At 69.8% G+C, this 15,297-nt stretch carries 15 protein-coding genes; 8 read left to right on the top strand and 7 right to left on the bottom strand.

All coding sequences use genetic code 11. The features are described from left to right. Positions 1 to 42 precede the first annotated feature (42 nt). Complete coding sequence (locus AC3FMM_RS11105) at positions 43 to 1,017, top strand: tripartite tricarboxylate transporter substrate binding protein (RefSeq protein ID WP_488686599.1); 975 nt, start codon at positions 43 to 45, stop codon at positions 1,015 to 1,017. A 44-nt stretch (positions 1,018 to 1,061) separates the two neighbouring features. On the opposite strand, the gene AC3FMM_RS11100 is transcribed toward AC3FMM_RS11105, so the two are convergent. After that, positions 1,062 to 2,012 (bottom strand): LysR family transcriptional regulator, encoded by a 951-nt coding sequence (locus tag AC3FMM_RS11100; protein ID WP_116314227.1) that lies wholly within the window; start codon positions 2,010 to 2,012, stop codon positions 1,062 to 1,064. A gap of 90 nt (positions 2,013 to 2,102) precedes the next feature. Here AC3FMM_RS11100 and AC3FMM_RS11095 point away from each other — a divergent pair, with 90 nt between their 5' ends. Genes AC3FMM_RS11095 through AC3FMM_RS11085 form a run of 3 tightly spaced genes read left to right on the top strand, consistent with a single transcriptional unit; the run spans position 2,103 to position 5,334 of the window. Continuing rightward, on the top strand, positions 2,103 to 3,326 hold the full coding sequence (locus AC3FMM_RS11095) for a CaiB/BaiF CoA transferase family protein (protein ID WP_488686598.1): 1,224 nt from the start codon (positions 2,103 to 2,105) through the stop codon (positions 3,324 to 3,326). Next, the gene (locus AC3FMM_RS11090; protein ID WP_473704403.1) at positions 3,323 to 4,333 is read left to right on the top strand and encodes an NADPH:quinone oxidoreductase family protein; all 1,011 of its coding nucleotides are present in this window, start codon (positions 3,323 to 3,325) and stop codon (positions 4,331 to 4,333) included. Before AC3FMM_RS11095 ends, AC3FMM_RS11090 begins: the two co-directional genes overlap by 4 nt. Next, complete coding sequence (locus AC3FMM_RS11085) at positions 4,330 to 5,334, top strand: tripartite tricarboxylate transporter substrate binding protein (RefSeq protein ID WP_326347083.1); 1,005 nt, start codon at positions 4,330 to 4,332, stop codon at positions 5,332 to 5,334. The genes AC3FMM_RS11090 and AC3FMM_RS11085 overlap by 4 nt, the downstream gene beginning before the upstream one ends. Positions 5,335 to 5,386: 52 nt before the next feature. Here AC3FMM_RS11085 and AC3FMM_RS11080 read toward each other — a convergent pair whose 3' ends face one another. Beyond that, positions 5,387 to 6,448 carry a VWA domain-containing protein gene (locus tag AC3FMM_RS11080; protein ID WP_116380400.1) on the bottom strand — a complete coding sequence of 354 codons (1,062 nt, stop codon included), beginning with the start codon at positions 6,446 to 6,448 and terminating at the stop codon, positions 5,387 to 5,389. A gap of 74 nt (positions 6,449 to 6,522) precedes the next feature. Between AC3FMM_RS11080 and AC3FMM_RS11075 the strand changes: the two genes are divergently transcribed. Genes AC3FMM_RS11075 through AC3FMM_RS11060 form a run of 4 tightly spaced genes read left to right on the top strand, consistent with a single transcriptional unit; the run spans position 6,523 to position 10,535 of the window. Next, positions 6,523 to 7,443 carry a S1C family serine protease gene (locus AC3FMM_RS11075; RefSeq protein WP_116314222.1) on the top strand — a complete coding sequence of 307 codons (921 nt, stop codon included), beginning with the start codon at positions 6,523 to 6,525 and terminating at the stop codon, positions 7,441 to 7,443. Positions 7,444 to 7,454: 11 nt separating this feature from the next. Beyond that, positions 7,455 to 8,468, top strand: a complete 1,014-nt coding sequence (locus tag AC3FMM_RS11070) for an AAA family ATPase (protein ID WP_116380401.1) — start codon at positions 7,455 to 7,457, stop codon at positions 8,466 to 8,468. Further along, positions 8,446 to 9,468, top strand: coding sequence for a DUF58 domain-containing protein (locus tag AC3FMM_RS11065; protein ID WP_115713550.1), 1,023 nt, complete (start codon positions 8,446 to 8,448; stop codon positions 9,466 to 9,468). The genes AC3FMM_RS11070 and AC3FMM_RS11065 overlap by 23 nt, the downstream gene beginning before the upstream one ends. Continuing rightward, positions 9,465 to 10,535, top strand: coding sequence for a VWA domain-containing protein (locus AC3FMM_RS11060; protein WP_116314221.1), 1,071 nt, complete (start codon positions 9,465 to 9,467; stop codon positions 10,533 to 10,535). The genes AC3FMM_RS11065 and AC3FMM_RS11060 overlap by 4 nt, the downstream gene beginning before the upstream one ends. An 18-nt stretch (positions 10,536 to 10,553) precedes the next feature. Here AC3FMM_RS11060 and AC3FMM_RS11055 read toward each other — a convergent pair whose 3' ends face one another. The 5 genes from AC3FMM_RS11055 to pdxR all read right to left on the bottom strand — a co-directional run bounded on the left by AC3FMM_RS11055 (position 10,554) and on the right by pdxR (position 15,258). Further along, positions 10,554 to 11,141 (bottom strand): hypothetical protein, encoded by a 588-nt coding sequence (locus tag AC3FMM_RS11055; RefSeq protein WP_115713552.1) that lies wholly within the window; start codon positions 11,139 to 11,141, stop codon positions 10,554 to 10,556. 148 nt (positions 11,142 to 11,289) lie between these two features. Then, positions 11,290 to 12,108 carry an AadA family aminoglycoside 3''-O-nucleotidyltransferase gene (locus tag AC3FMM_RS11050; protein ID WP_488686597.1) on the bottom strand — a complete coding sequence of 273 codons (819 nt, stop codon included), beginning with the start codon at positions 12,106 to 12,108 and terminating at the stop codon, positions 11,290 to 11,292. 2 nt (positions 12,109 to 12,110) lie between these two features. After that, entirely contained in the window at positions 12,111 to 12,434 is a 324-nt protein-coding gene (locus AC3FMM_RS11045) for a hypothetical protein (protein ID WP_115683246.1), read from the bottom strand. A gap of 188 nt (positions 12,435 to 12,622) precedes the next feature. Next, entirely contained in the window at positions 12,623 to 13,621 is a 999-nt protein-coding gene (locus AC3FMM_RS11040) for a tripartite tricarboxylate transporter substrate binding protein (protein WP_488686596.1), read from the bottom strand. A 155-nt stretch (positions 13,622 to 13,776) separates the two neighbouring features. Next, the gene (pdxR, locus tag AC3FMM_RS11035) at positions 13,777 to 15,258 is read right to left on the bottom strand and encodes a MocR-like pyridoxine biosynthesis transcription factor PdxR (RefSeq protein ID WP_488686595.1); all 1,482 of its coding nucleotides are present in this window, start codon (positions 15,256 to 15,258) and stop codon (positions 13,777 to 13,779) included. Positions 15,259 to 15,297: the final 39 nt, after the last annotated feature.

Genomic DNA, 15,297 nt, shown 5'->3' with positions numbered 1-15,297 from the left:
CGAGCCAGCGCCAGCCTTTGCACAACCCTGAGGAGACATGACTTGACGATCCCATACCGATTCACGCTCGGCCTGCTTGCCGCGGCAGCCCTCGTTGCTGCCAGCCCGGCCAACGCACAAGACTCCTGGCCCGCAAAGACCATCCGCTTCGTCGTGCCGTTCGCCGCGGGCGGCGCCAATGACCTGATGGCGCGCGCGGCCGCCGAAGGCGCCAGCAAGGCGCTGGGCCAGACCGTGCTGGTCGAGAACCGGCCGGGCGCGGGCGGCACCGTGGGCGCCGACCTGGTGGCGCGGAGCGCGCCGGACGGCTACACCTTCCTGATCAGCGCCGCCGGCGTGATCTCCAACAGCATGATCAAGAAGTCGATGCCGTTCAAGGACGACGCGCTGGTGCCGGTGGCGATGATCGGACTGGCGCCGTCGGTGATCGTGGTGCCGAAGAACGCGCCCTACAAGGACCTGCGCGACTTCGTCGAGGCTTCGAAGAAAGGCAATGGCTTCAATTTCGCCACCGCCGGCACCGGCAGCACCCCGCATTTCGTGGCGGAGATCCTGAACGTGAAGTACGGCGCGAAGCTGCAGCCGGTGCCTTACAAGAGCGGATCGGAAAGCACCACGGCCGTGCTGGGCGGCCAGGTCGAAGGCACCTCCGAGGCCAGCATCATCGCGTTGCCGCATATCCTGCACGACGGCAAGTTCAAGGCGCTGGCCACCACCTGGACCCAGCGCATTTCTGCCTACCCGCAACTATCCACCGCGGTGGAGCAAGGCTTTCCGGACCTGCAGATCGCGCACTGGGCCGGCATCCATGCGCCCAAGGGCACGCCCGACGCCATCCTCGACAAGGTCGCCGCGGCGGTCGACAACGCCATGAAAGACCCCGCCGCCGCCGCCAAGCTCAAGCAAGTGGGCATCGAACCGATCGGCGGCACGCGCGCGGACTTCATCAAGTTCGTCGACGCGGAACGCCGTCGCCTGGGCGAGATCGTCAAGGCGGCGAAGATGCAGGAGAAATAGGCGCGTTGCCGCCACGCCGCAAAGCGCCCCGTGCCGACCCTGGCTCAACCGGCAGTCGCCGCAGCGGCGTGGCGGCTGCCCCAGTTCTCGGCCTGCCGCTCCAGGTGCTGGCGGATAAAGTCCATCAGCGTGCGCGTGGCCAGGGTCGGATAGCGGTTGGGCGCGGTCAGCATGTAGACGCTGTCGCCCACGCCCTCGGCTTCGCACTCGGCCAGCACCTCGCGCATCTGTCCCGATTGCAATTGCCGCCAGACCGCATACCGCGGCAGCAGCGCCACGCCCAGTCCGCCCATTACCGATTCGAACAGGAACGGATAGTCGCCTGACTGGATCCGCGGCGACACGCGCAGTGTCATCGGCGTGCCGGCCAGCCATACCTTCAGCGTAAAGCGCCGTCCGAGCGATGCCGGCGCAATCATGTCGCAGCGCTCCAGGTCGGCCACGGTGCGGACCGGCCCGTGGCGGTCCAGAAACGATGCCGATGCGCACAGGCACCAGCCCACCTCGCAGATGCGCCGCGCCACGTGATCGTCCGGCGGCTGCGAAGTGATCTTCAGCGCCACGTCGACCTCGGCCGGAATCAGGTCGCCAATGTTGTCGTTGATCACCACGCGCAGCGAAATCCGCGGATAGCTGCGCGCGAATTCCAGCAGCAGCGGCGTCAGGTAGAGGTGGCCCAGCCCCGTCGGCAGGCGGATCCGCACATCGCCGCGCACCACCGTGCCGAGGCTGTCGATGGCGGTATTGGCGGACTGCAGTTCATCCAGCATGCGCAAGCCATGCGCATACAGCAGCTGTCCCGCTTCGGTCAGCTCGACATGCCGCGTGGTCCGGCGCATCAGCTGCGCGCCCAGATGCTGCTCCAGCAGCTTCAGCCGGCGCGACACGTTCGAGCGCGTCATGCCGCTGCGCTGCGCCGCCGCCGTCAGCGTGCGCGACTCGACCATGGTGACGAAGAGCCGCACCAGGTTGAGATCGAAATCATTGTCAATCATCAGTCAACACCATTGGCACAAATCGGGGGATTGTTTCGGCGGAAGGCCAACCCTAGCATAAAGCTCGTGTTTATCCCTGCCGACGAGCTCATGCCCTCACTCTCCACCACCAGACCGGACGACACCGACCTGCCCTTTGCCGGCTTGCGCGTGCTGGACATCAGCCAGGGCATTGCCGGCCCGTATTGCGCTCACATCCTGTGGCAGCAAGGCGCGGAAGTCGTCAAGATCGAGCCGCCCGCGGGCGACTGGGGCCGCAAGGTCGGTGTCGTGCGCGGCGATACCAGCGCGCTGGCACTGGCCTATAACGGCGGCAAGCGCAGCGCCTGCATCGATGCCACCACCGACACCGGCAAGGCCGTGCTGCAGGACCTGGCGCTGCAGGCCGACGTGCTGGTGCAGAACTTTCGCCCGCAGGTGGCCGAACGGCTGGGCGTGGGTTATGCCGCGCTGGCCGCGCAACGCCCTGAGCTGGTCTATGTGTCGATCAGCGGCTATGGCGCGGATGGTCCGTATGCCGACTATCCGGCGTCGGACTCTGTCATGCAGGCGGATTCCGGACTGATGTTCGCCAACCGGGACGCCGATGGCAGCGCGCGCCGCATCGGCATGCTGCTGGCCGATGCCGCCACCGGCCTTTATGCCGCGCAGGCGTGCGCCGCGGCACTGTGCCGGCGCTATCGCAGCGGGCGCGGCGGCCATGTCGAGCTGAACCTGTTCGAGGCCTGCTGCGCGCTGCAGGCCAACAACCTGCTCGAGCATGCCATCGGCGGCCCGTCCGCCGCGGGGCCAGTCAGCGCGCCCAACGGCGTCTATGCCAGCCGCGACGGCAGCCTGACGCTGCTGGCGCTGAACGACGCGCAGTTTGGCAAGCTGTGCCGGGCGCTGGACCATTCCGACTGGCTCGAAGACCCGCGCTTTGCCGACAACGCCGCGCGCATGGCCCATGCCGCGCTGCTCAACCAGCTGGTGGCGCGCTGCATCGCCACGCGCACCACCGCGCAATGGCAGGAAATCCTCAGCCGGCATGACGTGCTGCATGCCCCGGTGCGCACCTATGACGACGTGCTCGCGCATCCGCAGGCCGCGCATCGGCAAACTTTCCAGGCCATCGCGCAGCCCGGGCTGGGGCCGCTGCCCTTTGCCGGGATCCCGGCGCGCGGCTTGCGCCGGGATGCCGGCCCGGCGCCGGCCAACGGCGAACATACCGTCGAGATCCTGCGCGAGGCGGGCTTCAGCCAGCTGGCCATCGACGACTGGCTGCGCCAGGGCGTGGCGCGACAGGCCCCTGCGGCCAGGGCAGGTGTCAAATGAAAGCGCTGGTGTGCGAACGATTTGGCAGTGTGCACGACGTCTCCGTGCAATCCATTCCCGAGCCGGCGCTGGCTGACCCGCATGCGGTCACGATCGCGGTCGAGTATGCCAGCGTAAGCCATGCCACCGGCCTGATGATTGCCGGGCAGTACCAAAGGCGCCCGCCGCTGCCTTTCGTGCCGGGGACCGAGGCCGTCGGCCGCGTGGTCGCCTGCGGCGATGCCGTCACGCGGCTACGCCCGGGCGACCGCGTGGTGGCGATCGCGGACTGGGGCTGCTTTGCCGAACGGGTCACGGTGCCCGAATACACGGTCTATGGCGTGCCGGACGCGCTGCCCTCGACGGTCGCGCTGCCGGTTCCGATTTCGTACGGCACGGCCTATTGCGGGTTGGTGTGGCGCTGCGCGCTGCGCCCCGGCGATACCGTGCTGGTGCTGGGGGCCGGCGCGGGCGTGGGCCTGGCCGCCGTGGAGATTGCGCGCGAGCTCGGCGCCACCGTGATCGCATGCGCCAGCACCGAGGCCAAGCGTGCCGACGCGCTGCGGCGCGGCGCCACGCACGCAGTGGCGCCGGCGGACCTGGCAAGCGCGGTCAAGGCCCTGACCGGCGGCCGCGGTGCCGACGTGGTGGTGGACCCCGTCGGTGGCGAGCTGTTCCAGCAGGCGCTGCGCGCGGCGGCGGCCAACGCCCGCATCCTCAGCATCGGCTTTGCCAGCGGCACCATCCCGCAGGCACCGGTGAACCTGCTACTGGTCAAGAACCTGACGCTGCACGGGTTCTTCTTTGGCCGCTATATCGGCTGGACGCCCGCCAACGAGCGCGCACAGCACGCCGCGGCGCTGCAGGACGTCATGGCAACGCTGTTCGACTGGGCCGCGCAGGGCAAGCTGGCGCCGACCGTGTCCGCGACGTATCCGATCACCGGCCTGGGCGATGCCCTGGCCGCGCTGGAATCCCGCCAGGTGGTGGGCAAGGTAGCGATAAAAATCAAGGAGACAGAGACGTGAACACCCGATATCCGAAACCACATGCGATATGGACGCGGCTGCGCGCGGCGCTGGTGCTGTCGGCCGCCAGCGCGCTGCTGCCCGCCGCCGCCGGCGCGCAGGAATTTCCGCAACATCCGGTGCGCATGGTGCTGCCCTACCCGGCCGGCGGACCCACCGACCTGCTGGCGCGCGTGGTGGCGGTCAAGATGGGCGAAAGCCTGGGCCAGGGCGTGGTGGTCGACAACAAACCCGGCGCCAGCGGCATGATCGGCGCCGAAGCCGTGGCGCGCGCGGCCGCTGACGGCTACACCATCCTCGCCAATGCCTCGCTGCATGTGATCAACCCCAGCATCCAGCCGAAGATGCGCTATGACGCGTTCAAGGATTTCGTGCCAATCACGCAGCTGGCCGACGTACCGCTGGTGCTGGTGGTCAACAACGCCTCGCCGGTGAAGACCGTGCAGGACCTGATTGCCTATGCCAGGCGCGAGGGCGGCGCGCTTAACTTCGGCTCGGCGGGCAATGCCTCGGCCCAGCACCTGGCCGGCGAATCGTTCAAGCTGGCGGCCAGGGTGCCGATGCAGCATGTTCCATACAAGGGCAGCGCGCCGGCGCTGACGGATCTGATGGGCGGCCAGATCCAGCTGATGTTCGATTCCATGCCGTCCGCCATGCCGTTTATCAAGTCCGGCAAGCTACGTGCCATCGCTGTTACCACCCCGCGCCGCGCGAGCGCGTTGCCCGACATCCCGACCGTTGCGGAGTCCGGCTTGCCCGGCTTCGACATCAGTACCTGGTATGGCTTGTGGGCGCCGCGAGGCACGCCGGCAGCAGTGGTCGAGAAGCTTGCCACGCATGCGGCTGCCGCGCTGAAACGGCCCGATGTGCGCCAGCAATACGCGGACATGGGTGCTGAGCCGGTGGGCTCGTCGCCCGCCGACTTTGCCCGCTACAACGCCGCTGAGGGCAGGAAATGGGCGGAAATCGTGCGCCGTTCGGGCGCGAAGGCAGACCAGTAGGCAATAGAGGCGGCCGTCGCCTCCTCACATGACTCCGCCATCGCTTGCCACCTCACCGCCTGAACCACAACATCGACAACCCACACGCCAGCGCCAGCAACGCCACCGCCCCTGCGGCGAACAAGGCACCCAATTCGGTTTCCCTGCGCTCCAGCGCAAAGCGCGCGCTGAGCTGGCGGTAGACCTGGCTCAGGTCGGCCGCCGTGCCGGCGTGGAAGTACTCGCCGCCGGTGATGGCGGCGACCGCGCGCAGCGCCGGTTCGTCCAGCTGCATGAAGTACGCCAGGCTGGACTCCGGCGCGGACGTGACCTGCTGCGAGCCGAAGCCGACGGTGTAGACGCGCACGCCGCGCTGGGCGGCCATGCGCGCGGCGTCGAGCGGGTCTGGCCCGGTGGTGCGCCGGCCGTCGCTGAGCAGGATCACCGCGCCGTGCGGGTACGAGCCGGGCTGCGCCGCCTGCTGGTTCTGTTCGCGCCGGCGCGCGGCGTCGGCCGCGGCGGCCTCGTCGAGCGAGGTGCCGCGTCCGGCGCGGTCCGAGCGGCTGCCGAACAGGATCACTTCGAGGTCGATGCCGTCTTCCGGAAACAGCACCGCCAGCGCCTGGAACAGGCCGCTGCCGGTGGCGGTGCCGCGCTGCAGCTGGAAGCGATCGATCGCGTCGAGCATGTCCTGCCGGTTGTCGGTGGGCGGCAGCACCACCGCCGCGGTGCCGGCGAAGGAAACGATGCCCAGCCGCACGCTGGCCGGCAGCCCCACGACGAGGTCGCGCGCGGCCTGCTGGGCGGCGCTGATGCGGTTGGGCGGCACGTCGGCGGCCTCCATGCTGCGCGAGGTGTCCATCGCCAGCACCAGGGTCACGGTATCGGCCGGCAGCGTGATGGTGGCGCTGGGACGCGCGCAGGCCAGCAATGCCGCGGCCAGCGCGAAGAAGAACAGCAACGGTGGAATGTGGCGCCGCAGGCGTTGGCGCGGGCCGAGCGCGGCGCGCGGCAATGCAAGGCTTGCATACAGCACCGCCGCCTTCTTGCGCCGCGCGAGCAGGTACAGGTAGGCGGCTGCCAGCACCGGAAGCGCAAGCAGCAACCAGAGCATCTGCGGCCAGAGAAACTGCATGCCCTGCTCCTTGGCGCGTGGGTAAGAGGATGGTACTGTATTTTTTAAGGCGGGACGGGACCTCGGGGGCTGCGATGAAACGGGTGACGATCTACGGATGGGTCTCGGCGACCGTCGCGCTGGTTCTTGCCGCCAGTGTGGGCTCGGCGTGGCTGTTGCAGCCCAAGCCGCGCGCGCTGACGCAGAAGGACATCGACGCGGCCGTGCTGCACACGCTCGAGACCAAGCCCCTGCCCTCGCGCACCGCCATGGCGGCCGAGGCGGTGCGTGAATCGGTGGTCGAAATCCGCAACTACCCCGCGCCCGCAAAAACCGCCGATGCGGCTTCCGCGCCGCAGGCCGGACGTGACGCCCCGACCACGCCGCCCGAAGCCTCACCGTCGACTCCCCCCGCCCCCACCGCCCCGCCACTGCCCAACGAACGTCCGCCCGGCAACAGCGCGGAGAACAAGCCGGAATCCCGCCACATCGGCTCGGGCGTGGTGGTGACCGAGCGCGGCGTGATCCTTACCAGCCTCCACGTGATTGCCGGAGCGCGGCGCCTGGAACTGACCTTCCACGACGGGCACACGTCCGAGGCCACAGTGCTGCAGACGATCCCCGAGAAGGACCTGGCGGTGATCCAGGCCAAGTCGATACCCGACGACCTGCCGGCGGCAACGCTGGGTTCCAGCCGGGACCTGCTGCCCGGATCCGAAGTGGTCGCGGTGGGCTTTCCGTTCGGCATCGGGCCGTCGGTATCCGCCGGCGTGGTGTCCGGGCTGGACCGCGAGTTCGTCGCGTCGGACAACAAGCGGACCCTGGACAAGCTGATCCAGTTCGACGCCGCGGTCAATCCGGGCAACTCGGGCGGCCCGCTGGTGAACATGAATGGCGAGGTGGTGGGCATCGTCACCGCCATCCTCAACCCGGGCAACAGCGGCACCTTCATCGGCATCGGCTTCGCCACCACGATCGAAAGCGCCGGCGTATCCATCGGAACTTCTCCTTTCTGACGCGGGGACCTATGAACGACCAAGCCAGGGGCGCAGCCGACAGCGCCAACTTGATGGAACGCCTGCTGTACGAGGTAAAACGCGTGGTGGTCGGGCAGGACCATTTTCTCGAACGGGTGCTGGTGGCCATCCTGTCCGGCGGCCACCTGCTGGTGGAGGGCGTGCCGGGGCTGGCCAAGACCCTGACCGTCAACACGCTGGCGCGGACCATGAGCGGCACCTTCAAGCGCATCCAGTTCACGCCGGACCTGCTGCCGGCCGACCTGGTCGGCACGCGCATGTACAACCAGGGCACGGGCGAGTTCTCGACGGTGCGCGGCCCGGTCTTTGCCAACCTGCTGCTGGCCGACGAGATCAACCGCGCGCCGGCCAAGGTGCAGAGCGCGCTGCTGGAAGTGATGCAGGAGAAGCAGGTCACCATCGCCGGCGAGACCCATCGCGTGCCCGCGCCGTTCCTGGTCATGGCGACGCAGAACCCGATCGAGACCGAGGGCACCTACCCGCTGCCCGAGGCGCAGGTCGACCGCTTCATGATGAAGGTGCTGGTGGGCTATCCGTCGGAAGAGGAAGAAGTGGTGATCGTCAACCGCGTCACCGGCCCGCGCATCAGCGTAAGCCCGGTGGCCACGCCCGAGCACCTGAGCGCGCTGCAGGAGGCCTGCCGCAAGGTGTATGTCGATCCCAGCCTGGTCCAGTACGCGGTGCGCGTGGTCGCGGCCACGCGCAAGCCTGGCGACTACGGCCTGGCGGACCTGGACCGCTACGTGTCGTTCGGCGCCAGCCCGCGCGCCACCATCGGCCTGGTCGAAGGCGCGCGCGCGCTGGCCTACCTGCGCGGCCGCCACTACGCCCTGCCCGAGGACGTGGCCGACCTGGTGCCGGACGTGTTGCGCCATCGCCTGTCGCTCTCGTATGAGGCCATGTCCGACGGCGTGACCGCCGACCAGCTCATCTCCCGCATCTCGCAGGCGCTGCCGGTTCCCGAGCGGCCCATGGAATCCCATGTTCGGGCGGCGGCGGACTAAGCCCCGGGACGCCCCGGACACCGCGCCCGGGATTGCTTCCGGCGTTGTATCCGGCGTGGCGCTGGCCGGCGCCGGCGCAAACCAGACCGATGCCCTGCTGCGGCGCCTGGAATGGACTGTGGTGCGCCGCCTCGACGGGCTGCTGCAAGGCGACTACCGCACGCTGTTCCGCGGCTTCGGCCTGGACTTTGCCGACCTGCGCGAATACCACGCCGGCGACGACGTGCGCCATATCGACTGGAACGTGACCGCGCGACTGCAGACGCCGCATGTGCGCGAGTACCAGGAAGACCGCGAGGTCGCGGCCTGGTTCTTGCTGGACCTGAGCGGCTCGATCGACTTCGGCTCGGGCAGCGTGCGCAAGCGCGACCTGCTGAGCGACTTCACCACGGTGATGGCGCTGCTGCTGACGCGCTATGGCAACCGGGTGGGCGCCGTGCTCTATGGCGGCGCCGCCAATGCCGACGCCACGGTGGTGCCGGCGCGCGCCGGGCGCCGGCAGCTGCTGCACCTGCTGCACCGCATGCGCGCCACGCCGGCCGCATCGCCGGGCGACACCCGGCTGCGCGACCTGCTCGAACGCGCCCGCGCGGTGGCAAGGCGGCGCTCGGTGGTGTTCGTGGTGTCGGATTTCATCAGCGCGCCGGGCTGGCAGGCGTCGCTTGGCATGCTCGCGCGGCGCCATGAAGTGGTCGCGGTGCGGCTGGTCGATCCGCTCGAAACCGCGTTGCCGGACCTGGGACTGGTGGTGCTGCAGGATGCGGAGACCGGCGAGCAGTTGTTCGTCGATACCCATGACCCGTCCTTCCGCAAGCGCTTCGCAGCCGCCGCCGAGGCGCGCGAGGCGGAGCTGCGCCAGGCCTTCGCGCGCGCCGGTGTGGCATGCCTGACGCTGTCGACCTACGCCCGGCTCGACCTGGCGCTGCTGAGCTTCGCGCGCCAGCGCCGGCGCCAGCAAGGCAGCGCCAGGGCCGCCAACATCGCCAGGGGGGCCGCATGATCGACGCGCTCAGCCGCCTGCCCGTGTTCAGCTTCCTGTGGCCAGGCATGCTGTGGCTGTTCGCGCTGGTCGGAGGGCTGGCGGCGGGCTATGTCTGGCTCGACCGGCGCAGGCGGCACGCGGCCGGGCATTACCCGGCGCTGAAGACAGCGGGCGTTGCGACGCGGGGCGGCAGTGGCTGGCGCCGCCACGTGGCGCCGTTGCTGATCCTGCTGGCGCTGGCCGCGCTGATCGCGGCGATCGCGCGGCCCCAGGCGGTGATGATGCTGCCTTCGCGCATCGAGACGGTGGTGCTGGTGATGGACCTGTCCGGCAGCATGCGCGCCCAGGATGTCAAGCCCAGCCGCCTGGGCGCCGCCCAGCAGGCCGCCACCACCCTGCTGGAGGCGCAACCCGCAGGCGTCAGCGTCGGCGTGGTTGCGATGGCCGGCACCGCCGCCGTGGCGCAGGCGCCCACCCGCGCCAGGGAGGCCGTTGCCACCGCGATCGAGCGCCTGCAGCCGCAGGGCGGCACCGCGCTGGGCAACGGCATGCTGATTGCGCTGACCACACTGCTGCCGGAGCTCACGCCCGATGCCGAGCGGCTGATGAACGACGACACGCCGCCGCCAAGGCGATCACGGGGCCTGGCCAATCCGCCCGGCAACAGCGAGCCGGTGCAGCCGGGCTCCTATACCGCCGGCGCGATCGTGCTGTTCTCCGACGGCGAAAGCAACGCCGGCCCGGCGGCGATGCGCGCGGCCCAGCTTGCCGCGGAGCACGGCGTGCGCATCTATACCGTGGGCGTGGGCACCCCTGAAGGCGTGGTGCTCTCGGTCGACGGCTGGTCGGCCCGCGTCAGGCTGGACGAGAAGGTGCTGAAGGAAGTCGCCGACGCCACCAGTGCCGAGTACTTTCGGCTGGAGGATGCCACCGAACTGAAGCGGGTGTACCGCGCGCTCAACGCGCGGCTGGCGTTCGACAAGCGCAGCCAGGTCGAGATCACCGCGCTGTTCGCCGCGCTGGGCGCGCTGCTGGCGGCGTGCGCGGGGCTGTTGTCGCTGTGGTGGTTCGGGCGCGTGATGTAGCGGACGGCCGACGGCAAATCAGCGAGCATTGCGCGGCGTGACCGAGATCGCGATCGCCTCGGTGTAGACCGCCTGCACCTGCTCGCCGGCGCGCACCGCCTTCAGCTGCTTCGGGTCGGCGACATGCACGTCCACCATCCGGCCCTGCGGCCCCTTCAGCGTCACCATGCCGGTCTTGGTGTCGACCGCCACCACGTCCGCGGTGACCGTGACCTCGCGCCCGACCATGCCGCCCGGCTTCGCGCCCGGCGCGGCGCGCTGCGTGATCTCGCGCTCGCTGCTGGAGCGGATGCCGCTCTGGCGGTTCAGGCTGACCGACAAGGCCTGCGTGTATTCCGCCGTGACCGCATCGCCCACGCGCAGCTGCCCGAAGTTGCGCACGTCGTCGCCCACCTGCACGTCGGTGAGCTTGCCCTGCTCGTCCTTGAGCGTAACGGTGCGGGTGGCCGCATCGATGGCCGCCACCGTGGCCGTGGCCTTGACCGTGCCGGTGGTGCGCGATGCGCCCACGCCGGAAACCGAGTCGACGCGGGTCTCGGGTTGCGCCAGCGCTGTAGCGGACGCGGCGGCAAGCGCCGCCGCCACGATTAGCTTGCCGGGTTTCATGCCGTTCTCCCTGGTTTCAAGGTTGCCGTGGACCGCCGTGCGCGATGCCGGCCAGGGGCGGGCACGCGTGACGGAAAGGCCTGTTAACCATAGCAGAGAGAGCAGCAAGCCGTTGGCGGCCGCCGACTGGCGCGGGCGATACCGGTCCTCACCGCATGGGACTGTGCCCGGCCGGCTGCGCCAGCAGCGCCCTGACCACGCCTGCGGCGTACCGCATGAACACCGCAACCGCCGCACCACGCAGCACCGGATCATCCGGCCCGCCCGACAGGTACGCCGCCCGCGCCGCTGCCATCACCGGCCGTTGCGCGGCCGGCAGGCGCTCCAGCACCCAGGCGGCGGCGACGTCCTTGGGCGCGATCCGGCCGGTGGCGGCGCTGTACCAGATCCGCGCCATTGCCAGCACCACATTGCGCTCGTCGCCGGCCCAGTCGCTTTCGGTCTGCCATTGGGCGACGGTATCGGCGAGCGCGGCGATGAAGTCCTGCCGGGGAACAGGTTCGAAGCACGTCGTGGCCGTCGGACCCAGCAGCGCGATGCTGTGCTGCCGCACCTGGGTCAGCAGGATGGCGAGATCGTGGTCCGGCTTCCGGCCCTCGAACATGCCGGCCTGGATGTTCTGGCGCAGCCATTCGCCGAACTGCAGTTCGCGCGTGGCCGGGTAGCGCCATGGCACCACTTCGCCGCGCGCCACCACGGTAACTTCCAGCGGCCGCCACGGCCCGGCGCTGCCCGGCGGAGCCGAGACCTCCAGCAGGTCGCGCAGCAGCGCTTGCCGCAGGGCATCGTCGGGCCCGCCGCGCGTGGTCACCAGCAGGTCGATATCGCTGTGCGGCCGCAGCCCGCCATCGAGTGCCGAACCGAACAGGTGGACACCCAGCAGCGTGCCGTCCAGATGACGTGCAATCACGGCATGGGCCAGGCGGACTTGCTGCGCGATTGCCGCGGGCAGGAATACGGCCGTCATGTTCACAGAGGCCCGGGCAGCGTCTTCAGGCCCAGCCACAGCACGCCGATGACAACGTTGACCGGCACGCACAGCGCGCCGGGCACATAGAAGAGCGCCGACAGCGCCGGCGCGGACAGCATCAGCTCCACCACACTGCCCAGCGCGTAGAACAACACGCCGCACCAGAGCCAGCGCCGCATGTAGGTCAGCAGCCAATGCGCGCGCGCCTGGTTGAAGTGCCAGGCGCGCGTGCGTTCGGCGCGGTTGCCGCGGCTGGCGTCCCGGAACAGCCAGCCGAAGAAGAAATAGCGGTACAGCAGGGCGCTAAAGCTCAGCTCTTGCATGATCACTCCTTTGGCCGCTGCCAGCCGGAGGAGTGCGGAAGTCACGCGCTCGGGGCGCAAGCAGCGATGGCAGCGGCAGGCATACCACCAGCGTACCAAAGAAGTTGCGCTAACCCGAGCCACGGATGGCCCGGCATGACCGGCTGCACTGAGACAGTGCAGCCGGTCGCGCGATGATCGCACGCCGATCACTGCAGGCTGATATCGAGCTGCTGCACCACGCGCTTTTCGCGCTCGAATTGTTCGGCTGCGAACCTGGTGTAGTCCGCGCTGTTGAGGTGGATGGGCTCCAGGTCGATGGCCTCGAGCGAGCGCAGGTAGGCGGGGTCCTGCGCGGCGCGGAAGAACGCATCGTGCAGCTTCCTGACTACCGCCGGATCCATGCCGCGCGGGCCGACGATGCCCACCAGCGAGCTGGCGGTAATGTCGTAGCCCCGCTCCTTCAGGGTCGGCACATCCTTGAAGCGAGCAAAGCGCGCGTCGCCGACGATGGCCAGCGGCCGCACCTTGCCGGCGACGGCGAATTGGCCCCAGCCCGGGTCAAGCACCGCATCGATGTCGCCGCCCATCAACGCCATCATTTCCTCGGCGCCGCCCTTGTAAGGCACGAAGGTAAATTTGGCGCCGGCGGCCCGGCCCAGCTTCTCCATCGAGATATGTCCCGAGCTGCCGATGCCGACCGCACCGTAGGTCACTTTGCCAGGGTTCGCCTTCGCGTAGGCAAGGAATTCTTCCAGCGTCTTCCAGCGCGCGTCGGCGCGCACCACCAGGCCATAGCGGTAGTTGGTCAGGCCGATGATGTAGGTAAAGTCCCTGAGCGGGTCGTATGGCGTCTTTTGCAGGTGCGGCATGCGGAAGATATTGGCCGCGACCATCGACAGCGTGTAGCCGTTCGGCGCCGCGGTCTGGGACATCACCTGGGCCGCCAGCGTGGCGCCCGCACCGGGCTTGTTGATCGGCACCACGCGCTGGTCCAGTTCCTTGCCGGCGGCTGCCAGCAGCGTGCGCAGCGAGCCGTCGGTGGGACCGCCGGGCGGGAACGGAATCCAGAACTCGATGGGCTTGGCCGGGAAATCGCCAGCTGCCGTCGCGGCCGGCGCTGCCGCCGCGCAGATCGCCATTGCCGCCATGGCCCTGGCCACGACCGATAGCAAACGCCCTCCCATGCCACGCCTTGTGATAGCCATGCGCTGTCTCCTGGTTGTCGTTCTGTTGCCGCCCGGCGTGCCGGCCGCGGTCGTTTTCGACAGACGTTAGAGCGTTGCGCCAGGTGGGCCAATTGCCGTTCTGTTCAATGTCATTGGCAGAAATGCCCGGCACGCAGCGCCGGGCGTGCCGCCGGTCAACCCGCCATCGCCGCGACCACCGTGCCCAGCACGCGCACGCCCTGCTCTATCTGCGCGCTGGTCAGGCTGGCGTAGCCCAGCACCAGGCCGGCCGCACGGGGCCGGCCCGCCCCATGCGGCCGGGCATACAGCGCCGAGACCGGGTAGACGCCCACGCCGGCGCCGCGCGCGGCGGCCACCAGTGCCGGCTCGTCCCGCGGCCGCAGCGACGGCAGCCACAGCACCACGTGCAGCCCGGCGGCGGTGCCGCTGACCTCGGCATCGCCGGGCAGGTGGCGCGCAATGCCATCGAGCAGCGCCGCGCGGCGGCGCTCGTTCTCGCGGCGCATGCGACGGACGTGGCGCTCGTAGGCGCCGCTGTCGATCAGTGCGGCCAGCACGCGCTGTTCCAGCACGGGGGCATGGCGGTCGGCCAGCCGCTTGACCTGGCCGAACACCGGCACCAGTTCCGGCGGCAGCACCAGGTACCCCAGCCGCAGCTGCGGCGACAGCGCCTTGGAGAAGGTGCCGACATAGATCACGCGGCCATCGGTGTCGATCGCGCGCAGGGTATCGATCGGGCGCTGGCCGTAGCGGAATTCGCCGTCATAGTCGTCCTCGACGATCCAGGCGTCGTGGCGCCGGGCCCATTGCAGCAGTGCCTGCCGGCGCCCGATCGGCAGCACGCCCCCCAGCGGGAACTGGTGCGACGGCGTCACGTAGGCCAGCCGGACCCGGTCATCCGCCGGCAGGCTGGCGGTATCCATGCCCTGCCCGTCCACCGGAACGGACAGGCACCGGGCGCCGGTGGCTTCGAAGCAGCGCCTGGCCATCAGGTAGCCGGGCTCTTCAAAGGCGAAGGTATCGCCGTCATCCAGCAACAGCCGCGCGCACAGGTCGATGCCCTGCTGCGAGCCATGCACCACCACGATCTGTCCGGCGTCGCAGGCCAGCCCGCGCGCGCGGCGCAGGTAGCCCTGCAGCGCGCGCCGCAGGGCTGCCTCGCCTTCCGGCGCGGCGTAGCACAGGCTGTCGTGCTGGCGCAGCAGCTCGGCCTGCCAGGCGCGCCGCCACGCCAGCGCCGGGAAGTCCCGCCAGGCCACCGAGCCGTACAGGAAATCGAAGCGCACCGGCTCGGCCGGCGGCGCTGCCGGCAGCCCCAGTGCCGCCACGCGGCGGCCGAACTGCGACAGCGCCGGTTCCCTGGCGTGCCGCGCGGCATCCGGCCGGGCCGGCGGGGCAGCCGCCAGCGGGCTGGCAATGCGGGCCGCCCGCCCCCTGGCCGTGACCAGGAAACCCTCTGCCGCCAGCTGTTCGTAGGCGGCGGTCACGGTGGTGCGCGATACCCCCAGCTCGGCCGCCAGGCCGCGCGTGGACGGCGCCGGCGCACCCGGCAGCAGGGTGCCGTCGGCAATCTGGGCGCGCAGCAGGTCATAGATGCGGCGTCCGGCGCCCGTGGCGCCGGGGCGGGTGCCGGCGGGCTCGTCAAACTGGCCCATTCAGATTCCTTGAAACTGGACCTTCCGATTGTGCCAGTT

The sequence above is a fragment of the Cupriavidus sp. 207A1 genome, assembly GCF_057798955.1.
The sequence above is the reverse complement of the archived record's forward strand: the minus strand, read 5'-3'. Positions and strand labels throughout refer to the sequence as shown.